Source organism: Bacillus sp. B1-b2 (assembly GCF_009183415.1).
Lineage (GTDB): Bacteria > Bacillota > Bacilli > Bacillales > Cytobacillaceae > Niallia.
Genome location: NZ_WEHU01000008.1, coordinates 121,583 through 146,251, shown reverse-complemented (window position 1 = coordinate 146,251; position 24,669 = coordinate 121,583). Strand labels below are relative to the sequence as shown.

Annotated in this window: 25 protein-coding genes and 1 pseudogene; 15 read left to right on the top strand and 11 right to left on the bottom strand. The window is 33.1% G+C overall.

All coding sequences use genetic code 11. The annotated features are described in order from the left end of the window. The first annotated feature begins 41 nt into the window (after positions 1-41). Together rpoD and F9279_RS25955 are read left to right on the top strand one after the other, a co-directional pair. Entirely contained in the window at positions 42-1,166 is a 1,125-nt protein-coding gene (rpoD, locus tag F9279_RS10025) for an RNA polymerase sigma factor RpoD (protein ID WP_152112526.1), read from the top strand. Positions 1,167-1,195: 29 nt separating this feature from the next. Further along, positions 1,196-1,318 (top strand): hypothetical protein, encoded by a 123-nt coding sequence (locus F9279_RS25955; RefSeq protein ID WP_264298241.1) that lies wholly within the window; start codon positions 1,196-1,198, stop codon positions 1,316-1,318. A 33-nt stretch (positions 1,319-1,351) separates the two neighbouring features. On the opposite strand, the gene F9279_RS10020 is transcribed toward F9279_RS25955, so the two are convergent. Continuing rightward, entirely contained in the window at positions 1,352-1,621 is a 270-nt protein-coding gene (locus F9279_RS10020) for a hypothetical protein (protein ID WP_152112524.1), read from the bottom strand. Positions 1,622-1,843: 222 nt separating this feature from the next. Between F9279_RS10020 and F9279_RS10015 the strand changes: the two genes are divergently transcribed. Further along, positions 1,844-2,563 carry a tRNA (adenine(22)-N(1))-methyltransferase gene (locus F9279_RS10015; protein ID WP_152112522.1) on the top strand — a complete coding sequence of 240 codons (720 nt, stop codon included), beginning with the start codon at positions 1,844-1,846 and terminating at the stop codon, positions 2,561-2,563. Next, positions 2,550-3,665: a Nif3-like dinuclear metal center hexameric protein gene (locus F9279_RS10010; RefSeq protein WP_152112520.1), complete on the top strand. Its 1,116-nt coding sequence runs from the start codon at positions 2,550-2,552 to the stop codon at positions 3,663-3,665. Before F9279_RS10015 ends, F9279_RS10010 begins: the two co-directional genes overlap by 14 nt. Positions 3,666-3,738: 73 nt before the next feature. On the opposite strand, the gene F9279_RS10005 is transcribed toward F9279_RS10010, so the two are convergent. Then, positions 3,739-4,683, bottom strand: a complete 945-nt coding sequence (locus F9279_RS10005) for a 4-hydroxy-3-methylbut-2-enyl diphosphate reductase (RefSeq protein WP_152112518.1) — start codon at positions 4,681-4,683, stop codon at positions 3,739-3,741. 576 nt (positions 4,684-5,259) lie between these two features. After that, positions 5,260-5,865 (bottom strand): VrrA/YqfQ family protein, encoded by a 606-nt coding sequence (vrrA, locus tag F9279_RS10000; RefSeq protein ID WP_152112516.1) that lies wholly within the window; start codon positions 5,863-5,865, stop codon positions 5,260-5,262. 306 nt (positions 5,866-6,171) lie between these two features. On the opposite strand from vrrA, the gene F9279_RS09995 reads away from it, so the two are divergent. Then, positions 6,172-7,491, top strand: coding sequence for a DEAD/DEAH box helicase (locus tag F9279_RS09995; RefSeq protein WP_152112514.1), 1,320 nt, complete (start codon positions 6,172-6,174; stop codon positions 7,489-7,491). 23 nt (positions 7,492-7,514) lie between these two features. Then, complete coding sequence (locus F9279_RS09990; RefSeq protein ID WP_152112511.1) at positions 7,515-8,411, top strand: deoxyribonuclease IV; 897 nt, start codon at positions 7,515-7,517, stop codon at positions 8,409-8,411. A gap of 63 nt (positions 8,412-8,474) precedes the next feature. On the opposite strand, the gene F9279_RS09985 is transcribed toward F9279_RS09990, so the two are convergent. Next, positions 8,475-8,735, bottom strand: a complete 261-nt coding sequence (locus F9279_RS09985) for a DUF2624 family protein (protein WP_152112509.1) — start codon at positions 8,733-8,735, stop codon at positions 8,475-8,477. Positions 8,736-8,944: 209 nt separating this feature from the next. Between F9279_RS09985 and F9279_RS09980 the strand changes: the two genes are divergently transcribed. Next, positions 8,945-9,358, top strand: a complete 414-nt coding sequence (locus F9279_RS09980) for a Fur family transcriptional regulator (RefSeq protein WP_152112507.1) — start codon at positions 8,945-8,947, stop codon at positions 9,356-9,358. 54 nt (positions 9,359-9,412) lie between these two features. Here F9279_RS09980 and F9279_RS09975 read toward each other — a convergent pair whose 3' ends face one another. After that, a complete protein-coding gene (locus tag F9279_RS09975) occupies positions 9,413-9,994 on the bottom strand; it encodes a 5' nucleotidase, NT5C type (protein ID WP_152112504.1) in 582 nt (193 codons plus the stop codon). Positions 9,995-10,164: 170 nt separating this feature from the next. Between F9279_RS09975 and F9279_RS09970 the strand changes: the two genes are divergently transcribed. Continuing rightward, entirely contained in the window at positions 10,165-10,533 is a 369-nt protein-coding gene (locus F9279_RS09970) for a DUF4190 domain-containing protein (RefSeq protein WP_152112502.1), read from the top strand. Positions 10,534-10,593: 60 nt separating this feature from the next. Here F9279_RS09970 and ispG read toward each other — a convergent pair whose 3' ends face one another. The 3 genes from ispG to F9279_RS09955 form a co-directional block, all read right to left on the bottom strand. Beyond that, positions 10,594-11,709 carry a flavodoxin-dependent (E)-4-hydroxy-3-methylbut-2-enyl-diphosphate synthase gene (ispG, locus tag F9279_RS09965; protein WP_152112500.1) on the bottom strand — a complete coding sequence of 372 codons (1,116 nt, stop codon included), beginning with the start codon at positions 11,707-11,709 and terminating at the stop codon, positions 10,594-10,596. Between the two features lie 168 nt (positions 11,710-11,877). Next, positions 11,878-12,195: a hypothetical protein gene (locus F9279_RS09960; RefSeq protein WP_152112498.1), complete on the bottom strand. Its 318-nt coding sequence runs from the start codon at positions 12,193-12,195 to the stop codon at positions 11,878-11,880. A gap of 239 nt (positions 12,196-12,434) precedes the next feature. Further along, complete coding sequence (locus F9279_RS09955) at positions 12,435-13,217, bottom strand: DUF1189 domain-containing protein (RefSeq protein ID WP_152112497.1); 783 nt, start codon at positions 13,215-13,217, stop codon at positions 12,435-12,437. Positions 13,218-13,359: 142 nt separating this feature from the next. Between F9279_RS09955 and F9279_RS09950 the strand changes: the two are divergent. Further along, positions 13,360-13,814 (top strand): annotated as a pseudogene (locus F9279_RS09950) (DUF456 domain-containing protein); the annotation flags it as partial. Positions 13,815-13,881: 67 nt separating this feature from the next. Here the strand turns inward: F9279_RS09950 and F9279_RS09945 are convergent. After that, entirely contained in the window at positions 13,882-14,577 is a 696-nt protein-coding gene (locus F9279_RS09945) for a Crp/Fnr family transcriptional regulator (protein ID WP_152112495.1), read from the bottom strand. 441 nt (positions 14,578-15,018) lie between these two features. Between F9279_RS09945 and F9279_RS09940 the strand changes: the two genes are divergently transcribed. The 6 genes from F9279_RS09940 (at position 15,019) to phoU (ending at position 23,744) form a co-directional block, all read left to right on the top strand. Next, positions 15,019-15,627, top strand: coding sequence for a superoxide dismutase (locus tag F9279_RS09940; RefSeq protein WP_152112493.1), 609 nt, complete (start codon positions 15,019-15,021; stop codon positions 15,625-15,627). Between the two features lie 142 nt (positions 15,628-15,769). Continuing rightward, a complete protein-coding gene (locus tag F9279_RS09935; protein ID WP_152112491.1) occupies positions 15,770-16,978 on the top strand; it encodes an MFS transporter in 1,209 nt (402 codons plus the stop codon). A 163-nt stretch (positions 16,979-17,141) separates the two neighbouring features. Next, positions 17,142-19,232, top strand: a complete 2,091-nt coding sequence (locus F9279_RS09930) for a peptidoglycan D,D-transpeptidase FtsI family protein (protein ID WP_152112489.1) — start codon at positions 17,142-17,144, stop codon at positions 19,230-19,232. Positions 19,233-19,501: 269 nt separating this feature from the next. After that, positions 19,502-21,628 (top strand): peptidoglycan D,D-transpeptidase FtsI family protein, encoded by a 2,127-nt coding sequence (locus tag F9279_RS09925; protein WP_152112487.1) that lies wholly within the window; start codon positions 19,502-19,504, stop codon positions 21,626-21,628. Between the two features lie 608 nt (positions 21,629-22,236). Beyond that, positions 22,237-23,058: a phosphate ABC transporter ATP-binding protein PstB gene (gene pstB / locus F9279_RS09920; RefSeq protein WP_152112485.1), complete on the top strand. Its 822-nt coding sequence runs from the start codon at positions 22,237-22,239 to the stop codon at positions 23,056-23,058. Between the two features lie 32 nt (positions 23,059-23,090). After that, on the top strand, positions 23,091-23,744 hold the full coding sequence (gene phoU / locus F9279_RS09915; protein WP_152112483.1) for a phosphate signaling complex protein PhoU: 654 nt from the start codon (positions 23,091-23,093) through the stop codon (positions 23,742-23,744). 46 nt (positions 23,745-23,790) lie between these two features. Here the strand turns inward: phoU and F9279_RS09910 are convergent, their stop codons facing one another. Both F9279_RS09910 and F9279_RS09905 read right to left on the bottom strand, forming a co-directional pair. Beyond that, on the bottom strand, positions 23,791-24,276 hold the full coding sequence (locus F9279_RS09910) for an endolytic transglycosylase MltG (RefSeq protein WP_152112481.1): 486 nt from the start codon (positions 24,274-24,276) through the stop codon (positions 23,791-23,793). Continuing rightward, on the bottom strand, positions 24,273-24,569 hold the full coding sequence (locus F9279_RS09905) for a hypothetical protein (protein WP_226793405.1): 297 nt from the start codon (positions 24,567-24,569) through the stop codon (positions 24,273-24,275). Before F9279_RS09905 ends, F9279_RS09910 begins: the two co-directional genes overlap by 4 nt. Positions 24,570-24,669: the final 100 nt, after the last annotated feature.

Sequence of the window (24,669 nt, the reverse complement as noted above, 5' to 3'; positions counted from 1 at the left end):
ACTATTTATGATGTCTTGATTTTTTGGAAGGAGGGGGACATATGGCTGAAAAGTCTACCCGTTCAAAAGAAGTTGAAACGGAACTAACCCTTGATCAGGTAAAGGAACAATTAACAGAAGTAGGTAAGAAAACTGGAGTACTTGCATATGATGATATTGCAGAGAAGTTATCTAGTTTTGAATTAGATTCTCATCAAATGGATGAATTCTATGAGTTTTTAGGAGACCAAGGAATAGAATTAATTGGTGATGGTGAGGACCAAGCGCCGAATGTTCAAGAACTTTCTAAGAGTGAAGAAGAGTTTGACCTAAATGATTTAAGTGTACCTCCTGGAGTGAAAATAAACGACCCAGTTCGTATGTATCTTAAAGAAATAGGAAGAGTTGATTTACTTTCTGCCGAAGAAGAAATCAAATTGGCTAAGCGCATTTTAGAGGGCGATGAAGAAGCGAAACGAAGACTAGCAGAAGCTAACCTACGTCTAGTTGTCAGTATCGCTAAAAGATATGTAGGACGCGGTATGCAATTCTTGGACTTAATTCAAGAAGGTAATATGGGATTAATAAAAGCAGTTGAGAAATTTGATTATGAAAAAGGCTTTAAATTTAGTACGTATGCTACATGGTGGATTCGTCAGGCTATTACAAGAGCTATTGCTGACCAGGCAAGAACGATTCGTATTCCAGTTCATATGGTTGAAACAATTAATAAGTTAATCCGAGTGCAACGTCAATTATTACAAGATCTTGGTCGCGAACCAAGTCCTGAAGAGATTGGGGAAGATATGGATCTCTCTCCAGATAAAGTTAGAGAAATTCTAAAAATTGCACAAGAGCCAGTATCTTTAGAAACACCTATTGGTGAAGAAGATGACTCGCATTTAGGTGATTTCATTGAAGATCAGGATGCTACATCTCCTTCAGAGCATGCTGCATATGAGCTTCTTAAAGAACAATTAGAAGACGTATTGGATACTTTAACAGATCGTGAAGAAAATGTATTAAGACTACGTTTTGGACTTGACGATGGCCGCACTAGAACACTAGAAGAAGTAGGGAAAGTATTTGGTGTAACTCGTGAGCGTATTCGTCAAATAGAAGCAAAAGCATTGAGAAAACTGAGACATCCAAGCAGAAGCAAACGATTAAAGGATTTCTTAGAATAAGTAGAACTCCTTTAAGGTCTACTAGTAAAATGGAAAAAGAAATAGTTCACTTCCTACAAGAAGTAGCTATTTCTTTTTTTATCATGCTAAAAAAGGAAGTGAGCAACTTACATGCAGGAACAAAGAAAAGAGATTATTTTAAAGGAAATTAACTATTGGAAAGAAAATAGAATGCTTCCTGAACATTACTGTGATTTTTTACTTACCTTATATACAGAAGGTAATGGAGAGGAAAAAAGCATTAAACCCGAGAAAAGTAATAAATCATTACTAATCCTTTCATTCATCTTTTTAGCTCTTATACCAACTTCTATATTTTTATTATATTTTACTGAATTGTCTTTTATTTTGCAAATGGCTATTTCACTAATTTTTCTGATTTTTTCTTTTGGCGGAGTTTTTTTGTATAATAAAAAACAGCAAAGTGTGGATGTGCCAACAACGACTGCAGCCATTATCTTTCTGTTAATGAGTGTTAGGATGGTCCTAGAATTTTTCTCTAATAATATAATATTTCTATATATTATTTTATTGTTAAATTGTGCAATATGGTTTTATAGTGGGAGGAAATATAAGTTATTATATTTTACTATCTCTTCCTATATTGGTGCGGTAGTACTTATTCTGTTAATTATATTTAAATATATATAAATATTCAGTTGAAATGTGGTGTAAAAATGAATTCAGATAAATTATCGAAACGTTTAGAAGCAGTTGCAACATACATACCAAAAGGATTTAGCTTTGCTGACATAGGTTCTGATCACGCTTATTTACCTTGTTATATGGCTAAAAAGGATAAAATAAGCTTTGCAATTGCGGGGGAAGTAGTAGATGGTCCATATAATTCTGCAGTGAAGCAAGTCAAGCTAGAGGGATTAACTAGTAAGGTATCTGTTCGTAAAGGAAATGGACTAGAAGTAATTCAACCGAGTGAAGTTCAGTGTATCACCATTGCTGGAATGGGTGGAGCTCTTATTGCAGACATCCTTGAGCAAGGGAAGGATAAACTTGAAAATGTCAATAGATTAATTTTACAGCCTAATGTTAGTGCCTATTCTGTTCGTAAATGGTTATACTCAAACGATTGGGAATTAGTAGCAGAAGAAATACTAGAGGAAGATGGGAAAATCTACGAAGTGCTTGTAGCAGAACGTGGAAATCAACAAAGTAAACAAGAGGTACTAAATGAAAAACTAATGTTATTAGGACCCTTTTTACTAATAAGTAAAAATAAAGCATTCGTAAAAAAATGGATGCAAGAGAAAAACAATTGGATTAGAATTTTAAACCAATTAGATGCTGCTCCTAAAACGGAAGAAAATAAAAAGAAAAGCCAAGAGCTTCAAGCAAAAATTCAATTAATTAATGAGGTGATTGGACATGAAACAAATTAATGGCTATGAAATCATTTCTTTATTTGAGCAATTCTCTCCCAAAGCACTAGCAATGGAGGGGGATAAAATTGGGTTACAAGTCGGGGATTTAAGTCGACCAGTTGAAAATGTTATGATTGCTCTTGATGTTTTAGATGAAGTAGTAGAAGAAGCAATCAGATTAAAGGTGAATTTAATTATTGCTCATCACCCACCTATTTTCAGAGCGTTACAAAAAGTAACAATGGACAATCCCACAGGTAGATTAATGCACAAATTAATCAAACATGAAATATCCGTGTATGCTGCTCATACAAATTTAGATGTTGCTAAAGGTGGAGTAAATGATTTATTGAGCGAGGCATTAGGATTGCAGAATGCGGAAGTACTGATACCAACATATGAAGATAAACTAAAAAAATTAGTTGTTTATGTACCAGAAGAGCATGCTATTGCTGTAAAGAAGGCGATAGGAGATGCTGGAGCTGGAGCGATAGGGAATTATAGTCATTGTGCATTTTCTACTGACGGTATAGGTGAGTTTAATCCAAGAGAAGGTGCCAAGCCTTATATCGGAAGTATAAATCAGGTAGAGCAGGTGAAAGAAGTAAGGGTGGAATCTGTTATTCCATCATCTTTAGAAAAGAAAATTCTAAAAGCTATGTTTAATGCTCATCCTTATGAAGAGGTAGCATATGATGTTTACGATTTATCTATAAAAGGGGAAGAATTAGGGCTTGGCAGAATTGGAAAAATAGAAGAAACTACTTTGGGAGATTTTGCTAATCACGTGAAACAAGTGTTAGATGTAGATCGAGTTCGCGTAGTGGGTAACCTAGATGCTAAGGTTAAGAAAGTAGCTGTTTTAGGTGGAGATGGAAATAAATATTACTCCCATGCTAAAATGAAGGGCGCAGATGTTTATGTGACTGGAGATATGTACTATCATGTAGCACATGATGCCCAAGCTGTTGGATTAAATATAATTGATCCAGGACATAATGTCGAAAAAGTAATGAAAAAAGGTGTAGCCAAACTATTAACACAAAAGTGTTTAGAAAAAGGGTATCAGGTTAATATCTTTCCTTCTACTATTCATACGGATCCTTTTACATTTATTTAATAAGAATATGATTATGACAGAAGAATAAAAAGCAAGGAAGAAAAAACACTTTTTCTTCCTTGCTTTTTTAGGTTTATTGTTTAGCTTTTACTTTAGGTAAAATTTTATTCAATGGTACTTTCTTTTCTAAATGCCAAGTTGATTCATCGTCTTCCTTATATTGTTCTAGAAAGGCAATTACTTCTTTTGTGATAGGAGTCGGAGTAGATGCACCTGCTGTAACAGCAACTGACTCAGCACCTTTCAGCCAATCAAGTTTTAATTCTGAAATATCTGCAATTCGATATGCTGTTGTATGTGCTATTTCCTCTGAAACTTGTGCTAGACGGTTAGAGTTATTACTCATTGGGTCACCAACAACGATTAAAACATCTGCTTCTCCAGCTTGTTTAGCCACTGCCTCTTGTCTAACCTGTGTAGCTAAACATATTTCTTTATGCACTTCAGCCTGTGGGAATTTAGTTTGAATGCTTTCCATCAAGTCAATAACATCCCATTGACTCATTGTTGTCTGATTTGTGATGAGGATTTTATCGTTTTGAATGTCTAATTGCTCGATATCTTCTAGATTTTCTACAAGGGAAACTGCATGTGGAGCGACTCCCACTGCACCCTCAGGCTCTGGATGCCCCTTTTTCCCAATATAAATAATATAGTAACCTTCTTTTTCTTTTTCTTTAATTAAATCATGTGTTTTTGTAACGTCAGGGCATGTAGCATCTAAGGTTATAAGGCCTTTATCTTTAGCAATTTGACGAATTTCTGGAGAAACGCCATGTGCAGTGAAGATTACAGTACCTGTTGTTACTTTTTCTATAATTTCTTTGCGGTTTTTTCCATCTAATGTAATAATGCCTTCTTCTTCGAATGCATCTGTTACATGTTTATTATGAACAATCATTCCAAGAATGTAGATTGGACGCGGTAATGTCTTATCTAAGGCAGCATTTCTGGCAATAACCATGGCATCTACTACTCCATAGCAATACCCTCTTGGTGCGATTTTAATAACTTTCATTTCCGATTCCTCCTGCTTGGTACTTCTATAAGAATATATCTAAATATAATATAGTAGCTTACAATTTTAAAAAGAACGTAACATGTCTATTATATATAACATAGGACATATTGACAAAAAATAAATAATTTAAAGGAGGAAAAATGACCCTTAGGAGAGAGTAAATCACTATATAATTACTAAAGAACCTAATTGGAACAATGTAAACATGTATCAAAGCCTGCATCCCTGATTATCAGGTGAAAACGGATGAGAGAACACCAGTGAAATAGTGCATCTTCTGATTTACAAAAGATGCCGATTTGTTATTTCCATTAAACGATCTTAGGTATGAAAAGAAAAGCATAATCTTTAACTAGGATTATTAATTTTCAAGGAATAGGATGGAGTATTCAAGGATACTAAACTGGCAAATGGCATGAGTTCGAGTATGGCATCATGCGACAGAAGTAATAATATTAGTGATTCCTATCAAATCAAAAATCATATAGAGCAAGAAAAAGAGTGTAATTGTACATATTACCTTAACATTTGCAAACAAATAAAAAAATTAGAATGAGATAAACACATTCTAATTTATACATAGAGTTTAGGTTTTGAAGCACCTTTTGATGGAGTAGAGACTTTTTCTATTTCGAAATCATCCTTTATGTCTTCATTTGTGATAGGTATACTAGTTTGTTTCTTCTTAGTGGTAGTACTTTTCTTTATTGATATTTCTGTGTCAGGTGAAATAGTAGAATCTTCAACAGGTACAGTTGTTTCTGTGTCTGTATTCGTATTCTTTAACCCTCTATAAAGTTTCCACATAGCTGGGATATTTCTAACCATTGGACCGTATTGATTAATCATTGGACCTAGTTGACTGGCTGTGTTTAAGAATTTTTGGGAGTTTGCCAAGAAACCGTTAATAGAGGAAGGGTTTGTTAAAGTTTTTAAAATACCACCACCACTTGCTGCGGCACTTCTTGCTCCTTGCGTTACATTAGAGGAGTCTGCGTTCCTACTCCCGCCAAGAATTTTCGATAGTAGTCCTCCACCTCCACCACCATTATTATTTCTCATAGGTGCTCCGCCTCGCCCCATTGGACTTTGGAAATTAGATGGTCCTCGCATACCTGACATTCTATTGCCGCCCATTGGTGGCCCCTGAAAAGGATTTCGCTGCCTTGATGGCATCATAAATAGGCCCTCCTTTTATATCACTTCTTTATAGACTATGCAAGAAGTGACAAAGTGTTTAGGATTAGGTAGTTTTTTTCAGCTCCTTTTAGAAATAAAGAAGTAGAAGCCTGATTCTTAGAGGATAATATAGTAAGAACATATAGACAAGTTGTCCCAATATGAAAAAAGCCCCAAATAATAAATAAGGTAGTTAATATAGCCATTTGTACAATTATTGATTATAATAAAATGATGGACAAAAGCGGAAGGTAAATGCCTAATCTAAGTACTTGCATTTATCTAGCTATTAAGGAGTTAGAAAAAATGAGTAATAATCTATTTAAACAGTATAATTTAAAGCCCTTTATTATAAAAGCTATTGATGAATTAGGTTTTCATGAACCAACAGAAATTCAACAAAAGTTGATTCCCCTTGTACTAAAAGGAGAAAGTGCAATAGGGCAATCACAAACAGGAACAGGTAAAACACATTCTTATGTTCTCCCAATAGTAGAACAAATTAACCCTGAAAAAAACACGGTACAAGCAGTAATTACTGCACCTACAAGAGAATTAGCAAACCAAATTAACCAAGAAATTCTTAAAGTGGTTAAGCATTCAGAAGTTCCTATTACTACTCGTTTATTCATTGGTGGTACTGATAAGCAACGTACGATTGAAAAATTAAAAACCCAACCACATATTGTAGTTGGTACTCCAGGCAGAATTAATGACCTTGTTCAAGAACAAGCTTTATTTGTTCATACAGCAAAAACATTAATTGTCGATGAAGCAGATCTTATGCTTGATATGGGCTTCATTGAAGATGTAGATCAGATTGCTGCAAAAATGCCAAAGGATTTAAGTATGTTTGTTTTCTCAGCAACAATACCGGAAAAACTTAAGCCTTTCTTAAAAAAATATCTAGAGAATCCAACTTACATTCATATTGAGCCAAAACAATTAACAGCAGCTAAAATTGAACATGTACTTATTCCATCTAGACATAGAGATAAAGTCGAAACGGTTCATGAAGCATTAGTAAACTTTAACCCTTATTTAGCTATTGTATTTACTAATACAAAACAAAAATGTGATGAGGTAGCAAATGGATTATCCAATAAAGGTTTAAAAGTTGCGAGGCTTCATGGTGGATTAACACCAAGAGAAAGAAAGAAAGTAATGAAGCAAATCCTTGATTTAGAGTTTCAATTCATTGTGGCAACAGATTTAGCAGCAAGAGGAATTGACATTAAAGGAATCAGTCATGTAATTAACTATGAACTTCCTTCGGATTTAGATTTCTATGTTCACCGTGTAGGTAGAACAGCAAGAGCTGGTTATTCAGGAATTGCTTTAACCATTTATGAAACTTCCGATGAGGACAAGCTAAATCAATTAGAAAAACTAGGTATTGAGTTTAAAAATATGGATTTGAAAAATGGTGAGTGGGTAGAGATTGAAGACCGTAATCGCCGTAAAAATCGTAAAAAACAAGTGGATGAGATTGATATGAAGGCTAAATCATTAGTGAAAAAGCCGAAAAAAGTTAAGCCTGGTTATAAGAAGAAAATGCAAAGACAAGTGGAAAGCATTAAGAAAAGAGAAAGACGTGTTAGTAACAGAAGTAGTAATAAGAAATAAAGAGTAGTGAAGGAGTGTTATATTTGCTTAAAATTGGATCGCATGTTTCGATGAGTGGGAAGAAAATGTTACTTGCTGCAAGTGAAGAAGCAGTTTCTTATGGTGCTAATACATTTATGATTTATACTGGGGCACCACAAAATACTAGACGAAAAAAAATAGAAGATTTAAATATTGAGGCAGGACAACTTCATATGCTCGAGCATGGTATTACTGATATTGTGGTACATGCTCCATATATTATTAATATTGCAAACACAACTAATCCAGCTACTTTTGAATTAGGGGTGAATTTCTTACGAAGTGAAATTGAAAGAACAGAAGCTTTAGGTGCTAAGCAAATTGTGTTACATCCTGGTGCACATGTAGGCGCAGGTGCTGAAGTAGGCATTAAGAAGATTATTGAAGGTTTAAATGAAGTCCTAACTGGAAATGAGCAACTACAGATTGCATTAGAGACGATGGCAGGTAAAGGTTCTGAATGTGGAAGAACATTTGAAGAGTTAGCTATGATAATGGATGGAGTTACGCATAACGATAAACTTTCCGTTTGCTTTGATACATGTCATACACATGATGCTGGCTATAATATAGTAGAAGATTTTAATGGTGTACTGGATGAGTTCGATCGAATCATCGGTATCGATAGATTGAAGGTCCTGCATGTAAATGATAGTAAGAATGTAAAAGGGGCTGCAAAGGATCGCCATGAGAATATAGGGTATGGCCATATTGGTTTTGAAGCATTGATGAATATTGTTCATCACCCACAATTAATGGATGTACCCAAGATATTAGAGACTCCTTTTGTTGGAGAAGATAAAAATAACAAGAAAGCTCCATACAAATATGAAATTGAAATGCTACGAAATAAGGCTTTTAATAGTAATCTACTAGAAGATATATTGCAACAGTCTTAAAAGGGTAGAAATCAGGTAGAAACCACGAGATAGCCCATACTCGTGGTTTCAAATTAAGTATAGTTAGTTATTTTCTGCAAATAGATTAAATAGCTCATTCAGTTCTTTTGCAGTTTGTGGACTTGTCAATTTAGCCACTTCTCGAATTAATTGAGCACGTTCAGTTGGTTTAAAAATATTCACCTTACGACCATTAAGATGTGTAGCAAGCTTTTCTGATTCTTCTGCTGAAATCGCAATCTTAAACTGTTTACTATACTTCATTAATTCAGTAGAAGTTATGTTATTAATTTTGTGGTTGATAATATTTTCGAAAATTTTCATGTCATCACTCCCCATTTTAAAGATATGTGGGTAAGTGAAAAAAAGTGCTATTTTTTTGAAAAATTCTTTCTAACTTTACAATTTGAACATAGATTTAGTATACTGTTTTTGATAAATACAATGATGAATTCTGTTTTAATACTACCAAAAGTAAATATTTAACCATATAGATGTGAAAACCTTTCATTTTTTAGAAAAGGGGTGAACAAATGAACGTACAAAATGCACTAGACGTCCTGAAAGAAAAAGGCTATAAGCATACAGATAAGAGAGAAGATATATTGGAGTTATTCTCTAATGAAAATAAGTATCTAACCGCTAAGGATGTTTTAGACTCATTAAAGAATGATTATCCAGGATTAAGTTTTGATACGATTTATCGAAATTTATCCTTATTTGAGGAATTAGAAATTTTTGAAATGACAGAGTTAAACGGAGAAAAACACTTTCGTTTTACTTGTGCTGGACATCACCACCATCATCATTTCATATGTTTACAATGTGGAAAAACAAAAGAAATTATTACCTGTCCTATGGAAGAGGTTCAAGAAAGCCTAAAGGGATATGATGTTTCCGGGCATAAATTTGAAATATACGGGAAATGCCCAGAATGTATTAATTAAAAAAGCTAGATGCAAAAAAGACAAATATCTTTGCATCTGGCTTTTTATTTTATATTATTTTCTACTTGTTGATTTAGCCCATGTTTCTACCCATTGATATGCTTCATTCCATGTTGTTACCCTTTTCACTCCATTTGGAATAGGCTCTCTATTATATGGAGTATCAAACAAAATAACGGGAATGCCACATTCTTCATGGATATTAACCGCATTATCATGTTTATCTTCAAAGAATATATCTATTTTATGTCGCTTAGCTGCTGCTATTTTATCATGTGTTCCGATAAGCTCAATATGGTCAAAATGAATTCCATTGTTAACAAACCATTCTTTAGTAACCTCTAAAAGCTCAGAGCCTCTTGCACTTATAAAATAAAGCTCATACTGTTTAGCCCAATCTTGCAAAGCAATATTAGCTCCTTCAGCAAGGGGAGATGCAGCATAAATTTTTGTTTCATTTTGAAGAAACCATTGATCAAATTCGTCTTTTGGTACGTTGACTAAAGGGTAAAAATCATATTGAACAACATCATCTAACGTAATGTTTAATTGAAAGCTTTCATTTAAATATGGAACAAAGGTAGCTGGACTTGTAATGGTTCCATCAATATCAATTCCAAAACGCAATTTCTTCATATGTATAAACTCCTTAAAATTAATTCTCTCTCTATAGATTAACAAATGATGATGTAAAGGGAAAGAGGATACGGTTTAAAAGAAATACAGTAAAACATTTACAGCTATAAAAATTTAGGTTCTGGCAATGATAATAAATGCTCCTATATAAAGAAAGCGAGGGATCATCAATGCCAGAACAGAAAAGCAATGAAGGTTACAATCACGATCTTGAAAATAGAGAGCAAAATTTATCACCTGTTGATTATCTAGAAGAGACATCAGCAGAAATTGCAGCACCTATGAATTATACCCCTGCACCAACCATCCGAAAAGATGTAGCAAGAGAAAAAGAAGGTACAGGCGGGAGAGGTGTAGGAATCACTGCTTTAGTGATATCTATCCTATCACTGTTCGTCATGCCAATTCTATTAGGAATAGTTGGTATCGTATTAGGGTTTGTAGCAAGAAGAAGAGGAGCTGTGTCTACAGGCACATGGGCCATTTCTTTAGGTGCAATATCCATCATTATTGGGATATTTCTCGCACCCTTCTTTTAACTAAAACCTTGCTAAATGAAAAAGGTCAGATCGTTTAAGATCTGACCTTTTTGTATACTATTAAGAACCAACCGATTCGTTTTCTTCTGCTGCTTTTTTTGCGAAATATTCAGCAGCAATGATATCAATTTCTTTTTTCAGTTCTTCTACCATTGTTTCTTCTGGTACTTTACGAACTATTTTGCCTTTGCGGAATAATAAACCTTCTCCACGAGCACCAGCAATACCAATATCAGCTTCTCTTGCTTCGCCTGGTCCGTTTACAGCACAGCCTAACACTGCTACTTTTATTGGTGCTTTAATAGTAGAAATATATTCTTCCACTTCGTTTGCAATACTAATTAGATCTATTTCAATACGTCCACATGTAGGACAAGAAATTAATGTTGCTGCATTAGAGGATAAACCAAAAGATTTTAGTAGCTCTCTCGCTACCTTCACTTCCTCAACTGGATCAGCACTTAAGGAGATACGTAATGTATTTCCTATTCCTTTACTTAGAATAGCACCTAATCCTGCCGCACTTTTTACAGTACCTGCAAATAAAGTACCTGATTCGGTGATTCCTAGATGTAATGGATAATCAAATGCTTGAGCTGCTTTTTCATAAGCTTCAATAGCTAAGTTTACATCTGATGCTTTCATGGAAACGATAATATCATGAAAGTCTAAGTCTTCTAGAATTTTAATATGATGTAATGCACTCTCTACCATACCATCTGCTGTAGGATAGCCATATTTCTCAAGAATTTTCTTCTCTAATGATCCTGCGTTTACACCAATTCGTATAGGAATTCCTTTAGCTTTAGCAGCTTTTACAACTGCTTCTACTTTTTCCCGTTTACCAATATTACCAGGATTGATACGAATTTTATCTGCTCCGCCTTCAATAGCCTTTAAAGCTAAACGATAGTCGAAATGAATGTCTACTACTAAAGGTATATTAATTCGTTTCTTAATTTCACTAATTGCATCAGCAGCACGTTCATCAGGACATGCCACACGGACTACCTGGCAACCAGCTTCTTCTAGACGCTTTATTTCAGCAACAGTTGCTTCTACGTCATGTGTTTTAGTTGTTGTCATACTTTGGATAAAAAGTTCATTACTACCGCCGATGGTTAAATTACCAACTTTTACTGGACGGGTTTTGGTACGATGTATTAATTCACTCAATGGTGATTCGCTCCTTTAAACATTGTTGGCATAGCCAAAAAATAATATAACACTTTTATATTTGTTCAAAATATACCCTCTTATTGTAACAATGAATCATTGAAATTGACAAGAAACTTGCTAATTTTAAAGTTGTCTTTTTTCTGGTAATCTATTGTTTAGGAAGAATTAGTTGTAGGTAGGGAATAAATATGTTTTTCCTATTTGCATATCTTCAGGATTTAAATTATTATTTAGTGATTTGAAATCTTTTACAATTGTTTCTAGACTTACAGAAATACCTCCTTCTGTATAACCATCTATTATCGTCAGAACTGTATCTCCTGCTTGAACTTCTTGTTGGAAATACTGTAAAGACGTTTGTTGATGAGCTTGTACCTCAATAGAAGGCTCTTCTACTTTTGTTTGAAGTGTTCCTTCACTTAAATCTATATAAATAACATATACAGTAATAATAACGGCAAGGATCATAAAAATTCGTTTCATTAAATAAACCCCCATATTTTTCGTATTGAATAAAATAAAAACAGTATAGCTTTTGTTTCTACTTTTTATTTTAAAAAATATATATGCTTGTCTCAGTTTATTTATGACAAGTTTACTAGTAGGGGGCAAATTTAATGGGATACTTGAGATATTACCTAACCATCAATTATAAAAAAGAAAGAAGGCCGACTTGAAGATAGTGGTTTTTTAAGTAACCTTCTTTAGTCAGCCTTTTCTCTTTATTCCTTATTTTTTGGACTATTTTCCAGTGGTATTTCTTTGATCACTAAACAAACAAGAAAAAGACTAATAAACCAATTTAAGATTGCTCCAAATGGAACTACGGTTTGTAAAGAGTCCATGATAGCAAAGAAAATAACAGGAATAGTAGTACTATAAACAGTGATTTTCCAAATGGCTGTATATGAAAGTGTTCTACCAAAAATCTTACTGAATAAATTTCCAAATATCGCAAGTATTAACGTTTGGAAGGTTTTGTATATAATCATAAATAGAATATACGTCACTACAATAAGAGTAATGATGATTGTTGACATAGTATCCATTGATTCTAAGAATGATACTACCTCATCTTTAGTTAATGTTAAGTTACCGAAAGAGGAATAATCCATCATTTGAGTTTGTCCAGCAGTAACAATGACAAATTCATTCTTTAAAAGAGCAACAGAGTTTCCATATGAACTAATTCTACTAGGGTCATACGTACCAGTTGAGTCGACAACGATAGTTATATCAGATTTTTCTATAATAGTTGGTTCTTTTTCATCCGTAACTAATGTGTTATTACTAATAGAGAAATCAGGTACTTCTTCTTCTAAAGTCATGGTGAACGTATGAATAGCTTCATTTATTCCTTTAGTCATATAATACAAAGTTGGGATAGAAGCTATAATTGTTAAAAGTATTAAGTAAACAACCGTTTTTCCTACTCCTTGAGTACGGTAGCTTGCTATATCTCTTGGTGAGAAAAGGCTCCTATAGAATTGCTTAAAAATATTCATCCTGACACATCCTTCTAAGATTTCATTAATATTGTATCTTTGCTGTATGTTATATACAAGTCAGAGTATTTGATTTGCTTAAAAAAATACGATATACATAACTTAAATACTATATCTATTTACGGAGTGAAAAAGTGGTTTTATGGATATTGTTAATTGGATTATTATTGATCTAACATTCTTAATAGTGTTTGTAGGCTTAGTATATCCAATTATAACAAGTGATCTTTTTATTGTATTAGGGAATATTTTAAACGGTCTATTCCTCTCATTTGAGAAATTTAGTTTATTGATTTGTGTAATACAAAGGATGTTTGTTAGCTTTTTGTTCCTTGCTAACTCGGTTTCTAATTGGATTGGACTAAAGTGGTTCAAAACTGGGAGTAGGGGAATTGCAATTGGTTTATTGGCGGGGCCGTTTGTTATTCCAGTCTTGGGAAAAATCCTCTGACCATTTTTAGGAGCAGCAATTGCAGAGCTTTTGGTAAGTAAAGGGAATTGGAAGGACTCTATAAAAATTGTAATAGGTTCCTTAATCGGATTTTTTATAAGCATTATTACAAAAGGAATAATCCAATAATTATGATTGTTTACTTCTTTTTTTGTGATACTTTAATAATTTTAAGTAAGTGCCTTAATAGTAGGCACTTACCTTTTACTTTTCCTAGTTCAACCCACAAATATCGGCAGGACAGTTTTGACAATCTACTGCTCTTTTTAAATAGGCTAAATTTTTTATTGTTATCTTTTTATTGCAATAAGAGATTACTTCTCTTTCTCTGAGATCCTTTAGTATTCTTTGTATTACTTCTCTTGTCCCATAGCATAAATTAGCTAGTTCTTGATGAGTTATTGGTAGGTCAATCAAGATACCTTCATTCGTTCTTACGCCAAACGAATGACTTAAGCGAATAAGTATACTATATAGTCCGCCTTTTTTTCCGTTCATTAATAGGTCTTGGCATTTCATGTTTGCTTTAATATATCCTGAAGACAAATAGCTTGTTAAAGAGATTAATGTGTTTGGGTCATTTAGAGCTAAATCTTCAAATGATTTCCGGTCTATAGCAATTAATTCACAATCTGTAAGAGTTTTGGCGAAAAAGTGGTACTTAGGCGAGTGTTTAAATAGCTGGTATTCCAATAATAAATCTTCCTCGTGTAGAATCTTAATAATAAATTCCTTTCCATTTACATGTAATCTACCAAGAGAAAGTCTACCACTTAATAGAATATAAACCTTTTGAACAGGATCTTTTTCTTGAAATAAAAGGGTACCGCTCTTTACCTGAATTAGATTATCTAAATCAAAAAAATGTTGAATCAATAAACTATATAATGATAGTTGTACTTCATGCATATGAAGGCACTCCTTTATAATGAACCTCTTACCTTGATTAAAGGACATTGTGAAATGTTTGTCAAATTACAAATGGATAATTTTGTAATTTAATTTATGGGTTTAATCTTTGAAATGATACGGAAACCCTTATGTATCAACGTAAATACTAAAAATGACAATTTATTGAATTAACGTACCATCATTTGAACTATTCAATCTTATACTAGGAAATGTGACCTTCCTCACCTTATAAAGAGATGGTTAGAATAAGCAAAATAAAATAAATGATTAACTTTTCATTTGTTGGGTAATTTATATATGTCAATATTAAGCAAAATATTTGAAAGTAAGAGTTTTATTTGTTAATGTTAGTTTAAAGTCTTTCTATATAAAGAATGCTATCAAAGGGGTTAGCATGTATGGAAAGAAAATATCATACATAAATAGGAGGAATTTAACATGTCTTACTCATTACCACAATTACCTTATGCATATGATGCTTTAGAGCCTCATATCGACAAAGAAACAATGAACATTCACCATACGAAACATCATAATACTTATGTTACAAACTTAAATAACGCTTTAGAAGGTAATTCTGAGCTATTATCTAAAACTGTAGAAGAATTAGTATCTAACTTGGATGCAGTTCCTGAAGCAGCACGTACTGCTGTTCGTAACAATGGTGGTGGCCATGCTAACCATTCATTATTTTGGGAAGTTATTTCTCCTACTGGTGGAGGAAACCCAACTGGCGATTTAGCTACTGCTATTGATAGCAAATTTGGTAGCTATGAAAACTTCAAAGAAGAGTTCGCTAAAGCTGCTACAACACGTTTTGGTTCTGGTTGGGCTTGGTTAGTAGTTAATAATGGAGAAATAGAAGTGACTAGTACACCAAACCAAGACTCTCCATTAATGGAAGGTAAAACTCCAATCTTAGGATTAGATGTTTGGGAGCATGCATACTATTTAAATTATCAAAACCGTCGTCCTGAATACATTAACGCATTCTTCAATGTAATTAACTGGGAAGAAGTTGGAAAACGTTATTCAGCTGCAAAATAATCTAGTTAAAATCCTGTAAGCATCATTGCTTACAGGATTTTTTTGTTTACAATGATATGTTTCTTTTTCACTTAGAGATAATAAATGAATAACGAACGATATTTTGTTAGAGACTACTCAATAACAAAGGGGAGTTTCTAACATGAAAAAAATATTTGGTAACATTGAGCTTACAAAAGACCTTAAAATTTTATTATTAATGGGTGGCTTATACGCATTAAGCATTGCGCTCTCTAATACATTTGTGAATGTGTTTTTGTGGAAGCAATCTGGAAACTTTAGAGATTTAGGATTATACAATTTAGCGATCATTTTGCTGCAGCTTATCACATTTACATTAGCTGGTAGATGGGCGAAAAAAATTGATCGAGTAATTGTATTAAGAATAGGAGTAGCATTTCTCACTCTGTTTTACTTGTCGGTGCTGTTAATCGGGAATAATGCCTCTACTTTCTTATTATTATTAGGTTCTATACTAGGTATTGGGAATGGCTTTTATTGGCTTGGTTATAATGTACTTACTTTTGAGGTGACGGAACCAGAAACAAGAGATTTTTTTAATGGATTTCAAGGATTATTGGGATCAGTTGGAGGGATGATTGGTCCAATGATAGCAGGTTATATCATATCTTCTTTAACAAAATCAACAGGGTATATGATTGTTTTTGGGATATCTCTAGGTATGTTCTTACTAGCTGTTGTATTGTCTTTCTTTCTAAAGAGAAGAGGAGCAGAAGGGAAATATTATTTCAAGAGGATTTTACAAGAAAGAAAAAACGACAGTAATTGGAGAATGATTACTAATGCTCATTTTTTTCAAGGCTTACGAGAAGGTGTTTTTGCGTTTATTATTACGGTATTTGTCTATATAGCAACTGATAGTGAATTGGCATTAGGAAAATTTGGTTTGATCAATTCTGGGTTTTCTCTTTTAGCATACTATGTGGTTTCAAGAATGATAAAGGCGCACAATCGAAACAAATCCATTTTATTTGGAGGAGTTTTACTTTTTCTATCTATATTTATTATTGTATTCGATTTATCGTATATAAAATTATTAATATATGCAGGTATTATAGCAGTAGCCTATCCTTTAATTCTTGTACCTTATACTAGTATTACATTCGATGTCATTGGCAAAGGTTGGAATGCAAGAGAAATGAGAATTGAATACATTGCAGTAAGAGAATTGTTTTTAAATATCGGAAGATTGTTTTCAGTTGTCATGTTCATTATTGGGGTAAGTTTATTCAATCCTAAAACAATCATTCCGATCTTGCTTATTATATTAGGGTGTGGACATTCGATTATTTACTTCTTTACTAGGAAAATTAAATTAGAATCTATATGAGACCAAAGCAACTATGGAGCAAAACTAACTGCTTCCAAAGTTGCTTTTTTTGTTCATTAAAAGAGGAAAAAGGATTTTTAAAATTACCAATATTAACTAGTATTCTACTAATAATTCCCTTAGAATGGATATTAAGGAAAGAAATAGAGAAAGTGGTGTCATTATGGAACGGGAAACTAAAAAGCGTAAGAACCAAATATTACTAAGAGTAAATGTCTTGTTTTTTTCCGTTTTCTTACTATTTTCCGTTTTAATATTAAGACTAGGATTCGTTCAGATTGTATATGGTGATGATTATAAAAAAGAAGTAGAAAAAAAAGAAGATGTCATCATAAGTACATCTGTACCTAGAGGAGAAATTTACGATCGCTCAGGAAAAAGTATTGTTAGTAATGTAGGGGAGAATGCTATTACCTATACTAACTGGGGAGATAGTGCGGAAGAAATGAGGAACACCGCAGAAAATTTAGCTAAATTAATTGAAATGGATTCAGAAGAAAATATAAGCAAGATAACAGAGATGGATAAGAAAGATTATTGGATTTTAATTCATCCTGAAGACGCAAAAAAGAAAATCTCTAAAGAAGAAAATGATGATTTGCTTCAACAATATAAAGAGGAAAAGAAGGAATACCAAAAGAAATATAACAACCTTTTACGTGATAGAGTAACAGAAGAAGAAATAAATTCTTTTACAAAGCTAGAATTAGAAACGCTTGCTATTTATAGAGAATTTTCCAGTGGTTATTTTTATACTCCTCATATTGTTAAAAATGAAAATGTAACAGACGATGAAATTGCTATTATAAGTGAGAATTTAGAGATGCTCGGAGGAGTAGATACTGTTCGCGACTGGGATAGAACATATGCGTTCGATTCTACATTAAAAACAGTTTTAGGCACTGTGAGTACAGCACAAAGAGGTATTCCGGCTGAACAGAAAGATAGTTATCTTTCAAGAGGTTATAGTATGAATGACCGTGTAGGTCTTAGTTACTTAGAAAACCAATATGAAGATGTTTTAAAAGGGCAAAAAAAGAAAGTGAAATATATAAAAGATAATACTGATAAAATTGTGGAATCAGAAGTAATTTCTGAAGGTTCTTCTGGAAATGATTTAGTCCTTACTATTGATATGGATTTACAGCAAGAGGTAGAAAAGATAATAGAAGAAGAGCTTAAAGCAACAAAGCGAAATTATAGTGCTACCCATTTGCTAGATAGAGCATTTGTAGTACTGATAGACCCACATACAGGTGAAGTCTTAACAATGGCAGGTAAACAATTAGGAACAGACAGCAATACTGGTGAACAAGTAGTACAGGACTTTGCTTTAGGAAATATTACTACATCCTACAGTGTAGGGTCTGTTGTCAAAGGAGCAATGGTCATTTCGGGCTATAAAGAAGGAGTTTTACGTCCTGGTGCTAATACTATATTAGATGAAACTATGCAAATAAAGGGATCACCTCCATTTAGTTCATGGAAAACGATGGGATATATAAACGATTTAGTGGCATTAAAGCAATCATCCAACGTTTTTATGGCCAAAACGGCTATAATGATTGGGGAAGGACGTTATGGGTATAACCAACCGCTAAATATTAACTTAGATGCTTATTCTAAGATTCGAAATACCTTTAGTGAATTCGGTTTAGGAGTTAGAACTGGTATTGATTTACCTAATGAGATGACAGGCTTTAAAGGAGTTATTACTCCAAGTTTACCTGCTAATTTAATGTTCTTATCTATAGGTCAATTTGATACGTATACAAATATGCAATTAGCACAATATATTTCCACCATTGCTAACGGAGGATATCGTATTCAACCACATTTAGTGAAGGAAATAAGAGAATCTTCATTAGAAGAAGGAAAGCTTGGGAACCTCGTTCAAGAAGTACAACCAAAAGTATTAAATAAACTAGATTTAGAAGAGGGTTGGATTGAACAAGTGCAAAAAGGGTTTCGAATGGTAATGCAACTTGGGGGAACAGGGAGTATTTTTTCCAGTTCACCTTATAGCCCAGCAGGAAAAACCGGTACTGCTCAAGCAATTTATGATGGACCGTTAAAAGATTACGCTAAAGCATCTGTTATGAGTGTAAGTCTTATAGCATATGCACCATCAGAAAATCCAGAGATAGCAATGGCTGTAATGGTTCCATGGGTATATACAACAGACAATGGTCCATCACCAAATCTTCAAATCGGCAAAAGGGTAATGGATAAATATTTTGAAATGAAAAAATGAGTAATGTGAATTTACTTTTATAGAAGTAAGAAATAATAAAATTGAAAAAACCAACTAAGATATAAATCTTAGAGTTGGTTTTTTCTTATTTATTAAGTTTTATTTCATGAAAGGATCACCATCTGGGAAACCTTTAATGAACGGAAAAGATACTACGATTTTCTAAAGAATGGACTTAACAATTAATTCCAATGAGTTATTAATAGAATATTCGACAGAATTCTATTACAATAGATAAAAGAATACGAAAAAGAAAGTGTGATAAAAAGTTGGGAACTAAGAAAAAAAAGAAAACATTACCAGTGCGCCTTAATATTATTTTCTTTTTTGTCTTTTTATTATTTTCTGCTTTAATTTTACGATTAGGCTTTGTGCAGATAGTCTATGGAGAGGACTATAAAAGAGAATTAGAAAAGACAGAAGATGTGACAGTAAATACATCTGTGCCACGGGGAAAAATGTATGATACGACCGGTAAAGTAATTGTGGATAATGTTGCAGAAAAAGCAATAACCTATACGAACACTGGTGAATCTCAAGAAGTAATGATAGAAACAGCTGAGAAATTATCCGATTTCATTGAAAAAGATACGAAAAAAGTAACAGAAAGAGACAAAAAAGATTATTGGATCTTGAAAAATGAAAAAGAAGCAGCAAAAAAAGTCTCTGATAAAGAAAAGGAAGAGTTAGCAGAAAAGTATCCTGATAAAGATGAGTATAATGATAAGGTATATAAACTTCAGTTAGAAAAAATCACAGAGAGTGATTTAAACACTTTAACGGATCATGACTTAGAGGTGCTAGCCATTTATAGAGAATTTATAAGTGGATATAAATTCACACCTCAAATGGTAAAAAATAAAGATGTTACTGATGAAGAGTTTGCCATTGTAAGTGAAAACTTAGAATCACTTCCTGGTGTTGATACGACAACTGATTGGGAAAGATCTTATGCATTTGAAGATACGTTGAAATCAGTATTAGGAAATGTTAGTTCTTCTGAAAAAGGTTTACCAGCTGAAAGACTTGACTATTACACATCAAGAGGATACAGCTTAAACGACCGAGTAGGAACAAGCTATCTAGAGTTAGAATATGAAGATGTATTAAAAGGTCAAAAGGAAAAAGTTCGTAATAAAACAGACAAAAGTGGTGAAATAGTAGATACAGAGGTTATTACAGAAGGAAAAAGAGGAAATGATTTAGTTCTTTCTATTGATATGGAACTACAAAGAGAAGTAGAGAAAATTATCGAAGAAGAATTAAAGGTAGCAAAAACATCTGCTGGAACTAAATTACTTGATCGTGCCTACGTAGTCTTAATGAATCCTAATACAGGAGATGTTCTTTCTATGGCTGGAAAGAAATTAGTTACAAATGAGGAGACTGGCAAGGTAGAAGTTCAAGATGATGCTTTAGGAAATATTACAACTACTTATAATGTGGGATCTGTAGTAAAGGGTGCAACCGTTTTGACTGGATATAAAACAGGTGCTATTACACCAGGAACGGTTTGGAATGATACAGAAGTTAAAATTGGACAGACGGTAAAAAAATCTTGGACAACTATGGGACCAATCAATGACTTAACTGCCCTTCAAAGGTCTTCAAACGTTTATATGTTTAGAACTGTAATGCAAATGGCACAAGCTAATTATGTATATGGTCAACCATTATCTGTTCAACTAAAAGACTTTACATTACTTAGAAATGAGTTTGCACAATACGGTCTAGGTATTAGAACAGGAATAGATTTGCCAAATGAACAAGTTGGGTTTAAGGGACAAGATACTCTACCAGGTTTCTTACTAGATTTATCTATAGGACAGTATGATACGTATTCTAACATGCAACTAGCTCAATATGTTTCTACCATTGCAAATGGTGGAAACCGCATGGAACCTCATATTGTAAAAGAAATAAGAGAACCTGTTGCTGATGATAGCGAACTAGGTCCTACCATTGAAACAATTAAGCCTAAAGTTTTAAACAAATTAGATTTAAAAGAAGAATGGATTGAAAGAGTACAACAAGGGTTTGAGATGGTAGCTCAAACACCGAAAGGAACAGCTTATTCCAATTTAGGTGGAAAAGACTATTCACCAGCAGCAAAAACAGGAACTGCAGAAGCATTTTATGATGGTCCAGATCGAGCAGATTATGGAAAAGAGCCACCGGCAGTTATGAACTTAAGTTTAATCTCTTATGCACCATCAGAAAATCCCGAAGTAGCAATGGCAGTAATGGTACCTTGGGCATATCAAGGAAGCGTAGATAATGGAGCAAATAAAAAAATTGGTGAACGAGTACTCGATACCTACTTTAACTTAAAGAAACAGAGAGAAACACCAGAAACAGAAGAAGCACAAGAAACAGAAGAAACACAAGCAGAATAATTTAGTAAGAATAGCTTTTAAGTATTTCAACCAAGAAGACCCGAATTATAAGGCGATTTAGATATCTATCGCTTTATAGATTGGGTTTTTTTGTGCTTTGGGGTAGGAAAAAAAGAGTAGTGATGATACATACCAAAAAAACAGTAAACCTAACAGAACTCGACAGTTTTTTTATTTACATTTCCTTTACATTTATTTAAAACTCAGTTAACACAAATAGAGTATATTTATCATTAATTAGATTAATATTCTATTCTTATTGAAAACTCACAGTAAATTGAGTTATAGGAATTTCAGTGTTTTATTGTTTGGTTATTTTATCTAATGATGTCGAATTTTCTTTGTTAAATACAAATATACTGTTAATCCAATTTATTGGAAATGATAACGTCATATTTAGCTTAATAAATCATTTGAATAACAAAAGAATGAATAAATGCAAGCTCTTTAAGTGAAAAGGTACATGGAAAGCTAAGCTTGGCTTTCCGTCTTACTATTGGAAAAACAATGGGACTTCAGTAATGATAGAAAATGTAAGATACTGGCATTTTTTTGAAACAATAAGAATGACAGTGTTAACAATGTAATAAAAATTAGGGGGATTCATAATGAACACAGTATTTGCAGAGCAAGCTAAAAAGGATTCAACGGATACGAACCAAACGAATGGGTATAAAAGCAGTGTTTATCAAACCAACCAGTTAAACCTTTGGTATGGAGATAATCATGCATTAAAGAACATTGATTTAGATATTAAAGAAAATGAAGTGACTTCTATTATCGGACCATCAGGTTGCGGTAAATCAACATATATTAAAACATTAAATCGTATGATAGAACTAGTTCCAGGTGTGAAGACTAGTGGGGAAATTAACTATCGTGGAAGAAATATTTTTGACAAAGAATATGGCGTAGAAGAATTACGTACAAAAGTAGGAATGGTATTCCAAAAACCTAACCCATTTCCAAAGTCTATCTATGAAAATGTTGTTTATGGACCAAAAATTCATGGAATTCGTGATAAAAAAGTATTAAATGAAATTGTAGAAAAAAGTTTAAGAGGGGCAGCAATTTGGGATGAAGTAAAAGATAGACTTCATCAGAATGCTTTTGGTCTTTCCGGTGGACAACAACAACGTTTATGTATTGCTAGATGTTTAGCAATTGAGCCTGATGTTATTTTAATGGATGAACCAACTTCTGCACTTGATCCAATTTCCACATTGAAAGTAGAAGAACTAATACAAGAATTAAAAGAAAAGTATAGTATTATTATTGTTACTCATAACATGCAGCAAGCTGCTCGTATTTCGGATAAAACGGCTTTCTTCTTAAACGGTGAAGTAGTGGAATTTGATGTAACAGATAAAATCTTTTCTAATCCAAGTGATCAAAGAACAGAGGATTATATTACAGGTCGTTTCGGGTAATTTAACATCTTTTACATTAAAGGAGTTTTTGTATGCCGGTTAGAGAGAAGTTTGAAGCAGGTTTAAAAGAGTTACAATCAAGACTAACAGAGTTAGGCGAGTTTTCTATTCAAGCACTTCAAAAAGCAACTGTAGCACTTGAAACGAAAAATATCGAATTAGCACTTGAAATCATTGATGACGATTCGAAAGCAGATAGGATGTACGAAGAAATAAATGATTATGCCATTTTATTAATAGCTAAACAAGCTCCTGTTGCTATTGATTTACGCAGAATAATTGTCGGCATTAAAATTGCGACAGATATAGAAAGAATTGCTGATTTTGCTGTAAATATTGCTAAAGCAACCATTAGAATTGGAAGCCAAGAATTAGTGAAACCTATTATTCATATAAAGGAAATGGTTAGAATTAATCAAGAAATGCTCTTACTTGCCCTTCAAGCATATAACGAGGAAGATACTAAGTTAGCTCGTAGAATAGCTGAAATGGACGATCAAGTAGATGAATTATATAGTATTGCGTTCTTAGAGTTAATTGAAATTAGTAAAAACCAACCAGAGTTTTTGCAACAAATTTCTCATTTAACTTTTGTATGTCGATATCTAGAAAGAGCTGCTGATCATACTACAAATATTGCAGAAAATGTATTTTATTTAGTTAAAGGTCAACAATATGATTGGTAAAAAAACAGCCTACTAGCATTCAAATGCTAGTGGGCTGTTTTTTTATTTATTCTGTCAGTATCTCTGCTATTTTTTTTAGTGACATATCACTATTTAAGGGGAATGATCCTACTTGTATGTCTGTATGATAGCCATTATCCGTTACATACCTTTCAAATTCTCCCTTATCTCCTATAATCTTATTCTCAAATAATGTTTCTGCAATAGTCGAAATACTCATACCACTATTTATTTGTAGTGTGTAAGAAGTGGTTTCTTCTTGCTGTGTATTTGTTTCTGGTACATTTTCTTCGACACTTTGAGGTACGGATAAATCTTTCTGTAAGGAGTTAATTTTATCTTGCATTTCCTGATACTCAGAGTTCTCCAAAATAACTAAATTCTCTTTTTTTACGCGTTCTTTGGCATCTTCTAACGTATATGTCGGGGGAGGAGTATCCTTTTCTTCTATGAAAAAGTAATAATAAGAACCAATACTACTAACGGTAATAAGCATTCCTAATGCAAAGGAGCGAACATTTTGTTTAATCATCTTCCATCTCCATCTCTTTCCTTAATAATTTGTTGGACTTGAGATACAGATAAGGAAGATTGTGCGGCAATTTTATCAAGAGGTATCCCTTGACCAGCAAGAGTCCAAACTTGATGTTTAATGATTGCATGAACTGAATCAACAGAAGGAGTGACGATACCTTCTGGAAACGGCCTATTCATTGGCGGTGTATGTATAGAGTTAAATTCTTCATCTCCAATCATTAATTCTTCTTCTAATACTTTTAATTTTTTCTTGATTTTATATAGTTCCTGCACTTGTTGAATAGACATTTGGTCTAAGTCGTTTCGGAGGTCCTTTATAGGATCTCTTAGGAAAAAAGAGACAAGTAAAACTAGAAGAGAAATTCCAAGTAAAATAATCATAAATAAA